This is a genomic window from Bacillus thuringiensis (genome assembly GCF_022095615.2).
Taxonomy (GTDB): Bacteria; Bacillota; Bacilli; order Bacillales; family Bacillaceae_G; genus Bacillus_A; species Bacillus_A cereus_AG.
Genome location: NZ_CP155559.1, coordinates 4761766 through 4777390, shown reverse-complemented (window position 1 = coordinate 4777390; position 15625 = coordinate 4761766). Strand labels below are relative to the sequence as shown.

Sequence of the window (15625 nt, the reverse complement as noted above, 5' to 3'; positions counted from 1 at the left end):
TACGGTATGGAAAGAATCATTTGAATAGGTATGGATACTTGTACTAGTTGTTGTATTTTATTGTAGAAAGAACTAACATGTTATATGTGGTAACATTTACATGTTAGGAAACCTTACATCTTTTTGTCGAAAATTCTTGATTACTAAGAGTTTTTAGAATATAATTTTCTTATTGTGAAGAAGAGGGGGCAATACAATTATGGATTTTTTAACGAATATAATTGGGGATATAAATAATGTTCTATGGTCATATATAATCATCGCGATGTTAATTGGGTTAGGACTTTACTTTTCGTTTCGTGTGAAATTTGTCCAAATTCGTTACTTCGGTGAAATGATTCGATTGCTTGGGGATGGGGCGAGTTCGAAAACGAGGAAAGCACAAAAAGAGAAGAGCGGTGTATCATCATTCCAGGCTTTTTGTATGAGTACAGCTTCTCGTGTAGGTACTGGTAACTTAGCTGGTGTAGCTATCGCAATCTCAGCAGGTGGACCAGGAGCGGTATTTTGGATGTGGTTAATCGCGGTAATTGGGGGTGCTTCTGCATTTGTAGAGAGCACATTAGCGCAAATTTATAAAGTAAAAGATGGGAATGCGTTCCGTGGTGGCCCAGCGTATTATATGGAAAAGGGATTAAATAAGCGCTGGCTGGGAGCAATTTTCTCTGTTTTAATAACAGTAAGTTTCGGATTGATTTTTAACGCTGTACAGTCTAATACTGTAGCGGCTGCTTTTGATGGGGCATTCAAAACAGATAGTAGATTAGTAGGTCTTGTAATGGCTGGTTTACTTGCAATTATTATCTTCGGCGGAGTAAAACGTATTGCACGTGCGGTTGAAATGATTGTTCCAGTAATGGCAATTATATATGTGGCAGTGGCATTATTCGTTGTTGTAACAAACATTACGGCAATTCCATATGTATTTAAAGAAATTTTCTTACATGCTTTCGGAATTAAAGAAGTAGTAGGCGGAGGATTAGGAGCTGCGATTTTACTAGGGGTAAAACGTGGATTATTCTCAAATGAAGCTGGTATGGGTAGTGCGCCAAACGCAGCAGCGACTGCAAACGTAACACATCCAGTTAAACAAGGTTTCATTCAAACTTTAGGGGTATTTACAGATACATTATTAATTTGTAGTTGTACAGCATTTATTATTCTTTTATCAGATGTGCATAATGCAGCTGATCTAAATGGTATTCAATTAACGCAACAAGCGTTAAGTCAGCATATCGGACCATGGGCATCTATATTTGTAGCAGTTGCAATCTTCTTGTTTGCATTTAGTTCATTAGTAGGTAACTACTACTATGGTGAAACGAATATTGAGTTCTTAAATGGAAGTAAAGTGCTATTAAATGCATACCGCATTGCTGTACTTGGTATGGTTATGTTAGGGTCTGTAGCAACAATTCAAATCGTGTGGGATTTAGCAGATCTATTTATGGGTATTATGGCTGTTATTAACTTAGTAGCAATCGTATTCCTTTCTAAGTACGCTTTCGCAGCGTTATCAGACTATATTAAGCAAAAGAAACAAGGAAAAGATCCAGTATTCTATGCGGAGTCTATTCCAGGTTTGAACAATACAGAGTGCTGGGATAAGCCAACAGTAGCTGATAAAGAAAAAGCAGTATAATGAGGTGAGCATCAAGTGAAACTTGATGCTCATTTTTTGTTTTATCCCGCTATTTGTGAACAGTAAAACTCCCGATTGATACGAGCGATAATCAGTGGGGATGACACTGATTAAAGTTTCGCTATATAATGTAAAAGACGAACATTCATGAATGTTTTATAATAAAATGTAATTTTTTTAAGAAAAGTGCGGATATGAGTTGTGATTTGTGTTAGAATGGAAAATGCCTTTGAAACAAGAGGTTTTATGATCTTTCCTATCCAATTAAAGGTTTTGGAGGAGAAATGGAAAGTTCGGATTATTTCTTATTTTGAATGGTCAGACGTTCAACGTTAATGAAGAGTTAAATGGAGGATTTTATTAATGAAGTTTGTTATGTTTCTTGTAGGATTGCTCGTTGTATTCGTACTCGGTTTTCTTATAAGTGCCGATCGAAAGAAGATTAAGTATAAACCAATCGCAATCATGCTTGTTATTCAGCTAGCTTTAAGTTATTTCTTATTAAATACGCAAGTTGGTTATATTTTAGTAAAAGGAATTTCAGATGGATTTGGCGCGCTTCTTGGATATGCGGAAGCTGGAATCGTTTTCGTATTTGGCGGTCTTGTTAATAAAGGAGAGGTTTCATTCTTCTTAACAGCGTTATTACCAATCGTATTCTTTGCCGTTTTAATCGGAATTCTGCAACACTTTAAAATTTTACCGATATTTATTCGTGCTATTGGTACGGCGCTAAGTAAAGTAAATGGTCTAGGAAAACTAGAATCATATAACGCAGTAGCAGCTGCCATTGTTGGACAAGCGGAAGTATTTATTACAGTAAAAGATCAATTAAGTAAAATCCCAAAACATCGTTTATATACATTATGTGCATCTTCCATGTCGACAGTATCAATGTCAATCGTAGGTTCTTATATGAAAATGATCGAACCGAAATATGTAGTAACAGCACTTGTATTAAATTTATTTAGTGGTTTCATTATCATTCATATTATTAACCCGTACGATATTACAGAAGAAGAAGATACACTGAAATTAGAAAATAAGAAAAAACAGTCATTCTTTGAAATGCTAAGTGAATATATTATGCTTGGTTTCACAATCGCGATCACAGTAGCGGCGATGTTACTTGGTTTCGTAGCATTAATTACAGCAATTAATAGCTTGTTTGATTCCATGTTCGGTATTACATTCCAAGCTATTTTAGGATACATTTTCTCACCATTAGCATTCGTAATGGGTATCCCGCAAGCAGAGATGGTAACAGCGGGACAAATCATGGCAACAAAATTAGTATCAAACGAGTTTGTTGCGATGCTGGATCTTGGAAAAGTAGCTGGTGATTTATCCGCTCGTACAGTTGGTATTCTTTCTGTATTCCTTGTATCATTTGCGAACTTCTCATCAATCGGAATTATCGCAGGTGCAACGAAAGGTATCGATGAAAACCAATCAAATGTTGTATCATCATTCGGTCTACGCCTTGTGTACGGTGCGACATTAGTAAGTATTCTGTCAGCGATTATCGTTGGTGTTATGTTATAAAAAAAGGTGGCCCTAGCTCATAGTTAGGGCTATTTTTTTATGGTAAATTTGCATGAAAAAACCAATTGATTAGGAATATATTAACATATAAAAATCTTTTAAAATTTATATTGCATTTCATCTAGATAACGCTTACAATTTGATTTGTAGGTGGTATCAATTTCAGACTTTCAAGTATGGTAGGAGAGAAGAAACTACCTTTTATAAATTGCAATTTATGTAAACGCTTACTGATTTTAGATAACAGTTGGATAGTATTTAGGGGTTTTAAATTTTTTTAACATCAATGGTCAGACGTCATTCGTTATACGTTATACGACCAATAACTCGTGGGAGAAGTGGAGGATTCACATATGAAAATAGTAATGTTTCTAGTCGGTTTACTTGTAGTATTTGTACTAGGATTCCTTATCAGTTCAGATCGTAAGAAAATTAAATATAAACCAATTGCACTTATGCTTGTCATTCAATTGGTACTTGCGTATTTCTTACTAAATACAAAGGTCGGATTTGTATTAGTAAAAGGGATCGCAGATGGATTTGGTTCTATTTTAAAATTTGCGGAAGCTGGGGTTAATTTCGTATTTGGTGGTCTAGCAAACGATGGACAAGCACCATTCTTCTTAACAGTATTATTACCGATTATTTTCTTAGCAGTATTAATCGGAATCCTGCAACATATTAAAGTTTTACCGATTATCATTCGTGCAGTCGGTTTCCTATTAAGTAAAGTGAACGGTTTAGGAAAACTAGAATCATATAATGCGGTAGCAGCTGCAATCGTTGGTCAAGGGGAAGTATTCATTACAGTAAAAGATCAACTAAGCAAATTACCGAAAAATCGTTTATACACACTTTGTGCATCTTCCATGTCTACAGTATCGATGTCAATCGTCGGTTCTTATATGAAAATGATTGATCCAAAATATGTAGTAACAGCACTTGTATTAAACTTATTCAGTGGATTCATTATCGTTCATATCATTAATCCATATGAAGTAAAAGAAGAAGACGATATTTTAGAATTACAAGAAGACAAGAAACAAACATTCTTTGAAATGTTAGGCGAATATATTATGCTTGGTTTCTCTATCGCTGTAACAGTAGCGGCGATGTTAATCGGTTTCGTAGCATTAATTACAGCAATTAATGGTGTATTCGATTCAATTTTCGGAATCACATTCCAAAGCATTTTAGGATATATCTTCTCACCATTAGCATTCGTAATGGGTATTCCAACATCAGAGATGTTACAAGCAGGACAAATTATGGCAACAAAATTAGTAACGAACGAATTCGTTGCAATGCTTGACCTTGGAAAAGTAGCTGGCGATTTATCAGCTCGTACAGTAGGGATTTTATCTATCTTCCTTGTATCATTTGCGAACTTCTCATCTATCGGAATTATCGCAGGTGCAACGAAGAGTATCGATGGCAAACAAGCAAACGTTGTATCATCATTCGGTTTAAAACTTGTATACGGTGCAACGTTAGTAAGTATATTATCAGCGATTATCGTTGGGGTTATGCTTTAATAAATAATAAAGAAGTCGTTTATCCCTCACTTAGAGGGTGAACGGCTTTTTTGTTATGATAAATAATGAAGAGAGGGGGAATTAGGTTGAAAGAACGGGATAGTTTAAGGGAGTTTGATGAGATTGTAGAGAACATTAATTATTTAACTGGAGAAGATGCTAGAGCATTTTTGAAATTTATACATGGGTACTTGAACATAGTAGAAGAGGGAGATGGTACTTTTACTGAGAGTGATTTTGTTGAAAAGGTTTCAGGGATTTATAAGCAGGATTTGGCTAAGCTTATTCAGCTTAGAGAAGAACAAATTAAAAAATCACCTTAATAGATTCATTAAGGTGATTGAAATATTACTCAGCTGGAGCCGTAAATGTACGTTTTTCCAATTCAGCATCTAGCATAAATAGTGCGTTTGAATCGCTTGTAATACGTTTTAATTTTTGGATGATGCTATCGAATGAAGCTTCTTCTTCTACTTGCTCATCGACGAACCATTTTAAGAATGTAATTGTTGCATGCTCACGCTCATCCCAAGCGATATCAGATAAGTGATAAATGCGTTTCGTTACTTCACGCTCGTGCTCAAGTGCCACTTCAAAAGCGTTCAGTACAGATTCGTATTTGTTATTTGGATTATCAAATCCAGTAATAATAGCGCGCTCACCGCGGTCATTAATGTAGTTGTAAAGCTTCATTGCGTGGAAACGCTCTTCTTCAGCTTGTACAAGGAAAAAGTTAGCAAATCCATCATAGCTTTCGGCTGTACAGTAAGCAGCCATTGCCATATAAGCGTGGGCAGAGTAAAACTCAAAGTTCATTTGATCGTTTAGTGCGTCGTGCAATTTTTTAGATAACATAAAATCCCCCTTAGTATTGTGACAAGAATATTATATCATAATTGATAATATTCTCATTTAGATGGTTCAAACCTTTTCGAAAGCTTTGTGACGTGTGCTTCCATAATGTCTTGCAAATCCAAATCATATTTTTGTGAAAGAATAATAAGATTTGATAGTACATCACCAAGTTCTTCTTTTAACTCTTGTTTTAGCTCTTCTTCTGTTTTCGCGTCTTCATCAGGACGATCACGACCGATTTCGATTGCGCGAACAACGCGTGAAACTTCCCCAACTTCCTCAGTTAAGAAATTTAAGCGAATAAAGGAATTATACTGTGACCAGCTTCGTTTTTCGTAAAATTCCTCCACCCATCTTTGAAATGCGATGATATCCATTTCTTCCTCATCCCTTCAATATGTTGTACAATGTTCATTGTATCATAACAATATATAGTTTCGGGGTGTAGGAATGAGAAAGATTTGTGTGTTTGCAGGTTCCAACTTAGGGGAGAGACCAGAATTTAAAGAGCAGGCAATAGCGTTAGGGAAAATGTTTGTTGAGAACGACTATGAGCTTGTATACGGTGGTTCATGCGTTGGATTAATGGGAGAAGTAGCGAATGAAGTTCTTCGTTTAGGCGGACGTGTAACAGGTGTTATGCCGCGCGGTCTATTCCGAGGAGAAATTGTTCATACAGGGTTAACAGAACTAATTGAAGTAGAAACGATGCATGAACGTAAAGCGAAAATGGCAGAGCTTGCGGATGCTTTCATTGCATTACCAGGCGGATATGGAACGTTTGAAGAACTATTTGAAGTAGTATGTTGGTCACAAATTGGTATACATAATAAGCCGGTTGGTTTATTAAACATTAAAGATTTTTATGGACCAATTCTGCAAATGGTTGAACGTGCAGCGGAAGAAGGATTTATGAATCCATCGAATAAAGAGTTGATTGTTTCAGCTGAGACGGCAGATAAATTAATTCATGAGATCCAAAATTACGAGCGTCCTGTCTTAGGAACGAAGTGGAAGCAGCTATCATAATACAAATTTATAGAGATTTTTGGAAACACATGTCATTTTATCTTGAAAAGGCATGTGTTTTTAATTTGGCTAAATATGTTAATGTTGAGATGTAATGTTTTTTGAAAAGGAGAAATAGATGGAGGAGTTTGTGTATTTACGTCCTGTTTTTAAAAGTATTTTAGCAGCATCTATTCTGGTTATGCTAATTGTTTTAAGACAGAAGAAAGAGCTAATTAATGAATTTTCGCTTTGGTTTATTTCGATATTGTGTATCGGTGTTTCAGCGATAACACTTGTTATGTTAGGATTTATTGCCGATGAGTATAGTTTAGGCGGAGATTTGCAGTCTTCTAATATGTTTATTGGGATTGTTTTGATCAGTGGTCTAAATTTCATTATTTACTATAGACGGAAATAAAAAGGAAGGCATTCCATATTACTTTGGAATGCCTTTATCATTTTGATTACTTTGTTTTTTATACAGGTACCAGCCACCCCAGCCGCCACCAATTGCTATAACAACGAGGAAAGCATAGTCTTTCACCTCGACACGTATATTGAAAATATTAGCTATAAGTAAGACAATCCCAACTGTTATTAACGCAAAAAATGCTCTAATTAAGTAGTCTTTCAACTGAACCACTCCCGCCATTTAAGTAGTAAATGATGAATATGGAAAAGCTTTTGGATCTATTTTACTAAAGGGTGTTGCCTATATTTTAACATAAAAGGGATTGTAATATATTGATAAAAGTAGAGGAGAGAGGCGCTGATATTGTCATGATTTGTCGGTAAGTCGATATATTGGAAAAATCGCTGATATATCTGATGGAATCGCCGATATAATTGGAAAATCGCTGATATAAATTTCATGTGCTGATATGTATGACAACCCATAGAAAAAAGCGCCTCTGAGTGAGCCGCTTTCGCGTTAAGGGATATCCAGCTCCAGCGGCTAGAATCTCCGGTCATTTCGCTCTCTCGCTCGAAGCAAAAAGCGCTTCAAGGTCGAGAGCTCCAATGCCCTGCGATTCTGAACGAGCCGCTTCCGCTTTAAGTACTATCCAGCTCCAGCGGCTAGAACAGTCGGTTGTTTCACTCCTTCATTCGAGGCAAAAAGCGCCTCGTAATCAGGAGTTCCAACACCCTCCCGTTCTGAACGAGCCGCTTCCGCTTTAAAATCTATTATTGATTCAAGAACGCACGTAGCATCCAAGCGTGTTTTTCTAGTTCTGTGTAGATGCCTAGTAGTAGGTCAGATGTCATTTCATCGTCAGAGTTTTGAGCGATTTCCATGCCTTTTTTCAGTTCTACTAGCATCATTTCGTAGTCTTTCATGATTGCTTCAACCATTCCTTCTGCAGTTTCTCCGTATGCTGCTTCTTGAATAGAAGATAGTTCTAAGTATTCTTTCATTGTTGCTACTGGTTTGCCGCCAATTGCTAAAATACGTTCTGCAATTTCGTCGATGTGAGTAGCTGATTCTGTGTATAGCTCTTCGAATTTTTCATGTAATGTGAAGAATTGAGGTCCTTTTACGTACCAATGGAAGTTGTGTAGTTTTGTGAATAAAACGCTCCAGTCTGCTACTTGTTTGTTTAATACTTCGATTACTTGTTTGTTCATTATGATCAATCTCCTTTTGAGTTGTTATATGATATCAATTACTAATTTATAATTATTATAATCTAGTAATTGATATAAATCAACCCTTTTGCTGGAATTAATTTGAACAAATTATGAACTGTTGTAAATAAAAATCCCTATTACTGTGAGGTAATAGGGATTTTGTTTGATATATAGCTACTGCTATTAATTTATTATACAGCCTTCTGTTTTTCTTCTACATCCTGTCCATCCCAGCACTCTGTATTTTGTAAGCCAGGGATAGAACTTGCAACGAAAACAGGATCTTTTCCTTGTTTCTTTTGTTTAATATAGTCTACTAATGCTGCGTAGGCGAATTTGCTAAGGAATGAGATGGCAATTAAGTTTGTGAATACCATTAGTCCCATGAATAAATCAGCTAAGCTCCAAACTGTTTGAAGGGCAGCGATTGATCCGAAGAATACCATTCCGACAACTGCGACGCGATAAATCATTAACCATGTTTTGCTTTCTTTAATGAATGCGATATTTGTTTCACCATAATAGTAGTTCCCTAGTAAAGAACTGAATGCGAATAGGAAAATAATAATCGCTAAGAAAGTGCTTGCCCACGGTCCGATTTGTGAACTTAATGCTTGTTGTGTTAATTCAATACCTTGTAAATTTGTTCCTTTGTAAAGTCCAGAACATAATACGATAAATGCTGTTGATGTACATACTAAGAATGTGTCTACGAAAACTCCTAATGCTTGAACAAGTCCTTGTTTTACTGGGTGAGATACATCTGATGTTGCTGCTGCGTTAGGAGAACTACCCATACCTGCTTCTGTCGCGAATAGACCGCGCTGAATTCCGAACTTGATTGCTGCTCCAATGCCACCAGCGATGGCTTGGTCTAAGCCGAATGCACTGTTAAAAATTTCTGTAAAAATACTTGGTAACATAGTGAAGTTGTTAATAACAACAAAAATAGCCACACCAATATAAATGATTGCCATTGGAGGAACAATTATTTCTGTAATACGTGAAATACTCTTGATACCACCAAAAATAATAACTGCAACTAATAAAGCTAATAGAGCTCCTACGATCGTTCGCTCTAGTCCAAAAGCATTTTCAAACGCTATTGTTACTGTATTTGCTTGTACAGAATTGAAAATTAATCCGTACGCAACTGTGATAAGCAGTGAAAACCAAACACCCATCCAGCGTTTGTTTAATCCTTTTTCCATGTAATATGCTGGTCCACCACGGAACCTGCTTCCATCTTTTACTTTATAAATTTGCGCGAGCGTACATTCTACGAAACTAGTAGCTGCTCCGATAATTGCGATAAACCACATCCAAAATATTGCACCGGGTCCACCCATTGAAATGGCTAATGCTACACCAGCTAAGTTTCCGATACCGATACGTGCTGCTGCACTTAAGCAAAATGCTTGGAATGGAGAGATGCTATCTTTCTTTTTTTCTTTTCGATTAAACCCTTTACTAATTAAACCGACCATCTCACCAAAATGAGTAATTTGGACAAATTTTAATTTGAAAGAGAAATAAAGACCGAAGCCGATTAGCATTGCAATAAGAATATATGACCATAAAATATTATTCGTTACCTCAAGGAATCTGCTAAAGATATCAACCATATAATACACTTCCTTTTTTTCGTAATAAGAAAATTATATGCAAAAAATATATGAGAATCAATTTTTCTAAAAAATTATGTTACATAAACGTATTTTGTGTTATGATTATGTTACATCATAATATTTTTAGAATTATTTACATTTTAAAAAACTAAATGTAAAACGAAAAAGAGGGGATAATTTGAAAGAAGAAACTTTATTGAAAGTAAGCCTTAAGAGTTTGAAAATGAGAAGTAATATATTTTTTATCATTACATCTTTCAGTATCTTTTTAGGAGCCACTTATTATTACAATAAAAGATTTCCAAGTCACAGATATCCTGAATGGTTAGAATTTCTAAAGTTGATTGGATGAATAAAAGACAGAAAAACAGAAAATTCAAATACAAAAGTTGTGGAGGAGCTAAATATGAATATTAGAGAAAGTGAACTTCCGGGTATTGGTTACAAATTTCAAATCGTTACGAAAGGTAACGAAAAGATGGTAATTGTCATTCATGATGACGGGCGTAGAGAAATGTATCATTTTGATTCAGACCATGAAGAAAGTATCTCAAGTATTTCATTACGTGACTCAGAGGCAAGACAAATTGCAGCAATATTAGGTGGAATGGTATATAAGCCTAGAGCATTAGAAAATGTTGAAATGGTCTTTGAAGGTTTAGCGATTGAGTGGTTTAAAGTAGAGAATGCAGCTCCATCAATCGGAAAAACAATTGGTGATCTTGAAATAAGGAAAAACTATAGCGTAACGATTATTGCAGTTATGAAGAAGAATATGAAAAAGCTATTTAATCCAGGGCCAGAAACGGTAATTGAGGAAGGCGATATGCTTGTAGTTTCTGGTGAGAGGGAAGAAATTAAAAAAATTATTAATGAGTTACTTTCGAATAGGGGGACTGACTAGATGGATACGTTAATTTTTGAAGTTGGTACAGCGTTAGTATTAGTTGCAATTGCGGCAGTAATTGCTGGAAAGTTTAAATTCTCAGTAATTCCGTTTCTAATTGTTCTTGGGATGTTAGTGGGACCACATGCGCCGACAATAGGTGTGATCGATTTCAAATTTATTGAAAGTGCAAATGTAATTTCCTTCCTTGGACGGATTGGCGTTCTGTTCCTTCTGTTCTATCTAGGACTAGAGTTTTCGATGAAAAAACTAATTAAATCTGGACGTTCTATTGCGATTGGTGGAACGATTTATATTTTAATTAACTTTTCACTCGGATTATTATACGGATTTATAATGGGATTCCCTTTACTAGAAATCTTAATTATCGCGGGTATTATTACGATTTCTTCTAGTGCTATCGTTGCTAAAGTGTTAGTGGATTTAAGAAGAACTGGTAATAATGAGACCGAATTAATTTTAGGAATTATTATGTTTGAAGATATATTCCTTGCTGTATATTTATCAGTTGTTTCTGGTTTAGTTCTAGGGGATCATGCTTCCTTCTTAGGTGCCCTCACTTCAATTGGAATTGCTTTAGGATACATGCTTCTATTCTTTATTGTGGCTAGAAAGGCTACACCGTTATTAAATAAATTGCTCAATATTAGTTCAGATGAAATTTTCATTATTGTGGTATTTGCTTCGTTATTCTTTATTGCAGGTTTCTCAGAAACAATTCACGTTGCCGAGGCAATTGGAGCACTTCTTTTAGGATTAGTTTTCTCTGAGACAGAGCATAGTGACAGAATTGAACATCTTGTTGTTCCATTTAGAGACTTTTTCGGAGCTATTTTCTTCTTCAGTTTCGGATTAAGTATTGATCCGTTCTCATTGGGCGGAGCGATATGGTTAACATTAGGTGCTGTCCTTCTTACAATTATCGGTAACTTTGTTGCAGGTATGATTGCAGGGCGACAAGCTGGATTATCTCATAAAGCGTCAACAAATATTGGATTAACAATCGTTTCAAGGGGAGAATTCTCCATCATTATGGCCAATATCGGTATCGCCGGTGGTTTAATGTCAGTACTAAAGCCATTCTCGGCACTATACGTGCTTATACTATCGATTTTAGGTCCACTTCTGACGAAAGAGTCAAAGAATGTATATAAATTTTTAAATAAAATCTTTAAGTGGGATACGAAGACTAACTGAATAAAACAATGATTGTAGAAAAAGAATCTATGCTGACATAGATTCTTTTTTTATTGTCATTTTTCAAAAGGAGAAAGAGTATGTTTAATATTTTACAGATTGTGGCATACATATAGGAAAAGGAGTTTGGAAAGGGGATTATAGAAAAATGGAACTCCAGTTTCAAAATGTATATCAACAGGTGGAGAATTGGTATGTGTTGGATTCGGAGCTTCCTTGGGATGTCAAAAGGCTTAGAGATGATTTGTTTTCATTGATTGAAGTATGTAAAACGCCAGTTATTTTTTGTGATACGTGTGATGCGAATCATGTGCTTCTATCATTAGGAGAAGAAGAAGAGGAATTTTTATTCCCAGTAGGTGGTTTTTATCATAAAGAAAAACAATTAATTTTCGTTTGCATATGGGAAGAGTATGAGCAAGTGCTCAAAACACTACTGCATGAATTTCGCCATGCGATGCAGCATAAGAGCGAAGTATTGTATGTTGGAAGTGAATTGTACGAAGATAGATGGATTGAGAAAGATGCGAGGAAGTTCGCGGAAAGGAAGTTAGATGAATATAAAAGTAGAAGGTTAATGTAAAGCATAGTGGAGAAATAGCACTGTGCTTTCTTTGTTATTTACTAAAAGTAAGTAATTGACTTTTATAAAGTTTAGTCCTAAACTAATGGTATGAAATGAGCGAGGTGATAGAATGAAAACAGAAGATAGACTTGGATTACTATTATGGTTTCGTTTATCACGTTTTTATAACAAAAGTATTCGTGAGACGAATCAGCATTTGAAAGAATGGAATGTATCTGCTGCTCAGTTTGATGTACTTGCTCAAGTTGGAGGGCATAATCGTCTAACGCAGCAAGAGCTTGGAAATAAACTATTTGTTACGAAGGGAAATATCACGCAGCTTTTAAATAAAATGGAGCAGCTAGAGTGGATTCGTCGTGAACAAGAAGGTACTACAAAATATATTTCGTTAACAGAAAAGGGAAAAGCTTTATATGAAGAAATCGTCCCGCCTCAAGAAACATTCCAAGCGGAGCAGTTTCAAAATTTAAATGTAGAAGAACAACATCAATTATTACAATTACTAAAAAAATTACAGTGAGAAAAATTTTTGAAATAAATCTTGGATTCGAGATAATATGAGGTGAAGGATATGTTTAGAAAAGTTGATCATAAAAATATGGGAAGAGCAAATCACGGTTGGCTAAATACACATTTTCATTTTTCATTTGCGAATTACTATAACCCAAATAACATGAACTTTGGAGCATTGCGTGTAATTAATGATGACCTAGTAGCACCGCAAACTGGTTTTGATATGCATCCGCATCGCGATATGGAAATCATTTCGTACGTTGTAGATGGTGCTTTAACACATGAGGATAGCATGGGGAACCGCGGAACAATTGAGCGAGGACATGTTCAATATATGAGTGCTGGCACGGGTGTATTTCATAGCGAGCATAATTTAGGAAATGAAACACTACGTTTATTACAAATTTGGATTTTACCAGATCGTGCGGATCATAAACCAAACTATGGTGAGTTTACATTTGATTGGAGTAAGCGTGAAAATGAATGGTTCCATATGGTATCTCCAGTAGAAGGAGAGGCACCAATTCGTATTCACCAAGATGCAAATTTATATTCTTTATCGTTAGATGCCGGAAAAGAAATTCATTTTCCTGTGCGAGAAGGCCGTCAATTGTATCTTGTTCAAATTGAAGGAAGTAGTGTAATAAATGGGGAAAGTCTTGTTATGCGTGATGCAGCAGAAGCAATAGAAGAAGATATTCATATTGAAGCGAAAGAGCAATCACACTATTTAGCAATTGAGCTAAAAAAATAACAAAATGTTTATAAAAAAAGAGGACACCTGATAGGGTGTCCTCTTTTTGCGTGGAATTATCTGAAAAATGTTTCTCAAATTTTTGGAAGAGGTATCAGGGTAAAGATTCAGAATTTTATAAAAGTGTCAAAAATCTTTATGGGAATGGGGAATGTTATAGTGAAAAAGCAAGTCATTTCATCAGCATTAGCGTTAACTGTTATAGCCGGGGGATTTGGAACATTTGGAGCAACGACAACGAAAGCGGAAGAACAAAAAATTCAATATCATCAAGAGTTTAAAACACCTGCATACATAGGTGAAGAATGGAAAGCACCGGAAGGACTAGATAAAAAAGAAACGGTCTTTCAATATTTAGAGAGTAAGAAAGATATGTTTAAATTAGCAGGGAATATTGATAAACACTTCAATATCGTTGGGGAAGAAAAAGACGCTGAATCTGGCACAACACACGTGAAATTAGTTGAGAAGCATAATAACATTCCTGTGTATGGTTCAGATCAAACTGTTACACTTGATAAAGAAAATAATGTAAAAGCATTCTTCGGACAAGTTATTCCGAATTTAGATGATAAAAATATTCCTGCGTTTGCAAATATTAGTGCAGAGCAAGCAGAAACGATTGCAAAGGCAGATATTGAAAAAGAAGTTGGTAAAGTAAAGAATTATGACGGTGTGAAAAAAGATTTATTTGTATATGAAAAAGATGGAAACTACTATCTTGCCTATTTAGTTAAAGCATCGATTTCAAAACCAGCTCCAGGCTATTGGCATTATTTTGTTGATGCAACGAATGGAAATGTGATTGAGAAATATAACGCTGTAGATAACATTACAGGATTTGGTTACGGCGTATTAGGCGGTAGACAATCATTTGAAATTGCTCAAGATACGAAAACAGGAGAATTCAACTTATTTGATGGTAAACGAGGACAAGGTATCCATACATTTGATGCGGAGAATATGGACGAAAACTGGTTTAATTTATTCTCGCAAATTCTTGGATATACAGGAGAAGAAGTGAAGAGTAAATCTAAGTTCTTCGAAGATAAAGCGGCAGTCGATGCGCATGTAAATGCAGGAAAAGTATATGATTACTACAAAAAGACGTTTAATCGTAACTCTTTCGATGATAAAGGTGCGAAGCTTATTTCGACTGTTCACGTTGGAGAAAGCTGGAATAACGCAGCTTGGAACGGTGTACAAATGATGTATGGTGATGGCGATGGTAAAACATTCATTCCATTATCTGCTGGGCTTGATGTTATCGGTCACGAATTAACGCATGCTGTAACTGAACATACAGCAAATCTTGTTTATAAAAATGAGTCAGGTGCGTTAAATGAATCGTTATCTGATATTATGGGTGTCATGGTTGAGAAGAAGAGCTGGGATTTAGGTGCTGACATTTATACACCTGGGAAACCTGGTGATGCACTTCGTTCTCTGAAAGATCCAGCATCTATTCCAAATCCATTAAAGCCAGGTGAAGGTTACCCAGATCATTACAATAAACGCTACACTGGAACAGCTGATAATGGCGGCGTTCATATTAACAGTAGTATTAACAATAAAGCTGCATACTTAGTATCTGATGGCGGCGAGCATTACGGCGTGAAAGTAACTGGAGTAGGCCGCGAAGCGACAGAAAAAATTTATTACCGTGCTCTTACGAAATATTTAACTGCAAACTCTGACTTTAAGATGATGCGTCAAGCTGCTCTGCAGTCAGCTGAAGATTTATATGGTAAAAACTCTAAGGCTGTACAAGCTGTTACGAAAGCTTATGATGCAGTAGGCGTAAAATAAGGCGAAACTTCAAT

17 protein-coding genes are annotated in these 15625 nt (G+C 35.8%); 12 read left to right on the top strand and 5 right to left on the bottom strand.

Annotated elements, in window-relative coordinates; translation table 11 throughout:
• The first annotated feature begins 199 nt into the window (after positions 1–199).
• From KZZ19_RS24885 to KZZ19_RS24870, 4 genes are all read left to right on the top strand, one after another.
• On the top strand, positions 200–1642 hold the full coding sequence (locus KZZ19_RS24885) for an alanine/glycine:cation symporter family protein (protein ID WP_237981307.1): 1443 nt from the start codon (positions 200–202) through the stop codon (positions 1640–1642).
• A gap of 363 nt (positions 1643–2005) precedes the next feature.
• Positions 2006–3187 carry a NupC/NupG family nucleoside CNT transporter gene (locus tag KZZ19_RS24880; RefSeq protein ID WP_000673848.1) on the top strand — a complete coding sequence of 394 codons (1182 nt, stop codon included), beginning with the start codon at positions 2006–2008 and terminating at the stop codon, positions 3185–3187.
• 353 nt (positions 3188–3540) lie between these two features.
• The gene (locus KZZ19_RS24875; protein WP_000706853.1) at positions 3541–4722 is read left to right on the top strand and encodes a NupC/NupG family nucleoside CNT transporter; all 1182 of its coding nucleotides are present in this window, start codon (positions 3541–3543) and stop codon (positions 4720–4722) included.
• An 86-nt stretch (positions 4723–4808) separates the two neighbouring features.
• Complete coding sequence (locus KZZ19_RS24870) at positions 4809–5045, top strand: hypothetical protein (protein WP_237981308.1); 237 nt, start codon at positions 4809–4811, stop codon at positions 5043–5045.
• Positions 5046–5070: 25 nt separating this feature from the next.
• On the opposite strand, the gene KZZ19_RS24865 is transcribed toward KZZ19_RS24870, so the two are convergent.
• Positions 5071–5577, bottom strand: coding sequence for a ferritin (locus tag KZZ19_RS24865; protein WP_088098316.1), 507 nt, complete (start codon positions 5575–5577; stop codon positions 5071–5073).
• A gap of 53 nt (positions 5578–5630) precedes the next feature.
• Positions 5631–5954, bottom strand: a complete 324-nt coding sequence (locus KZZ19_RS24860; RefSeq protein WP_237981309.1) for a MazG-like family protein — start codon at positions 5952–5954, stop codon at positions 5631–5633.
• An 88-nt stretch (positions 5955–6042) separates the two neighbouring features.
• Between KZZ19_RS24860 and KZZ19_RS24855 the strand changes: the two genes are divergently transcribed.
• Both KZZ19_RS24855 and KZZ19_RS24850 read left to right on the top strand, forming a co-directional pair.
• Entirely contained in the window at positions 6043–6606 is a 564-nt protein-coding gene (locus tag KZZ19_RS24855) for a TIGR00730 family Rossman fold protein (RefSeq protein WP_170955061.1), read from the top strand.
• Between the two features lie 118 nt (positions 6607–6724).
• Positions 6725–7006, top strand: coding sequence for a hypothetical protein (locus tag KZZ19_RS24850; protein WP_237981310.1), 282 nt, complete (start codon positions 6725–6727; stop codon positions 7004–7006).
• Between the two features lie 18 nt (positions 7007–7024).
• Here the strand turns inward: KZZ19_RS24850 and KZZ19_RS24845 are convergent, their stop codons facing one another.
• The 3 genes from KZZ19_RS24845 to KZZ19_RS24835 all read right to left on the bottom strand — a co-directional run bounded on the left by KZZ19_RS24845 (position 7025) and on the right by KZZ19_RS24835 (position 9842).
• On the bottom strand, positions 7025–7222 hold the full coding sequence (locus tag KZZ19_RS24845) for a hypothetical protein (protein WP_237981311.1): 198 nt from the start codon (positions 7220–7222) through the stop codon (positions 7025–7027).
• A gap of 551 nt (positions 7223–7773) precedes the next feature.
• Complete coding sequence (locus KZZ19_RS24840; RefSeq protein WP_001041897.1) at positions 7774–8214, bottom strand: Dps family protein; 441 nt, start codon at positions 8212–8214, stop codon at positions 7774–7776.
• 194 nt (positions 8215–8408) lie between these two features.
• The gene (locus tag KZZ19_RS24835) at positions 8409–9842 is read right to left on the bottom strand and encodes an alanine/glycine:cation symporter family protein (RefSeq protein WP_098343461.1); all 1434 of its coding nucleotides are present in this window, start codon (positions 9840–9842) and stop codon (positions 8409–8411) included.
• Positions 9843–10251: 409 nt separating this feature from the next.
• On the opposite strand from KZZ19_RS24835, the gene KZZ19_RS24830 reads away from it, so the two are divergent.
• The 6 genes from KZZ19_RS24830 (at position 10252) to nprB (ending at position 15611) form a co-directional block, all read left to right on the top strand.
• Complete coding sequence (locus KZZ19_RS24830) at positions 10252–10749, top strand: cation:proton antiporter regulatory subunit (protein ID WP_088098312.1); 498 nt, start codon at positions 10252–10254, stop codon at positions 10747–10749.
• Positions 10750–11949, top strand: a complete 1200-nt coding sequence (locus tag KZZ19_RS24825) for a cation:proton antiporter (RefSeq protein ID WP_088098311.1) — start codon at positions 10750–10752, stop codon at positions 11947–11949.
• A gap of 148 nt (positions 11950–12097) precedes the next feature.
• Positions 12098–12532, top strand: a complete 435-nt coding sequence (locus KZZ19_RS24820; protein ID WP_237981313.1) for a DUF3920 family protein — start codon at positions 12098–12100, stop codon at positions 12530–12532.
• Between the two features lie 112 nt (positions 12533–12644).
• Positions 12645–13055 (top strand): MarR family winged helix-turn-helix transcriptional regulator, encoded by a 411-nt coding sequence (locus KZZ19_RS24815; protein WP_237981314.1) that lies wholly within the window; start codon positions 12645–12647, stop codon positions 13053–13055.
• Positions 13056–13106: 51 nt separating this feature from the next.
• Positions 13107–13802: a pirin family protein gene (locus tag KZZ19_RS24810; protein WP_237981315.1), complete on the top strand. Its 696-nt coding sequence runs from the start codon at positions 13107–13109 to the stop codon at positions 13800–13802.
• A gap of 159 nt (positions 13803–13961) precedes the next feature.
• Entirely contained in the window at positions 13962–15611 is a 1650-nt protein-coding gene (gene nprB, locus KZZ19_RS24805; RefSeq protein WP_237981316.1) for a neutral protease NprB, read from the top strand.
• The last annotated feature ends 14 nt before the right edge of the window (positions 15612–15625 follow it).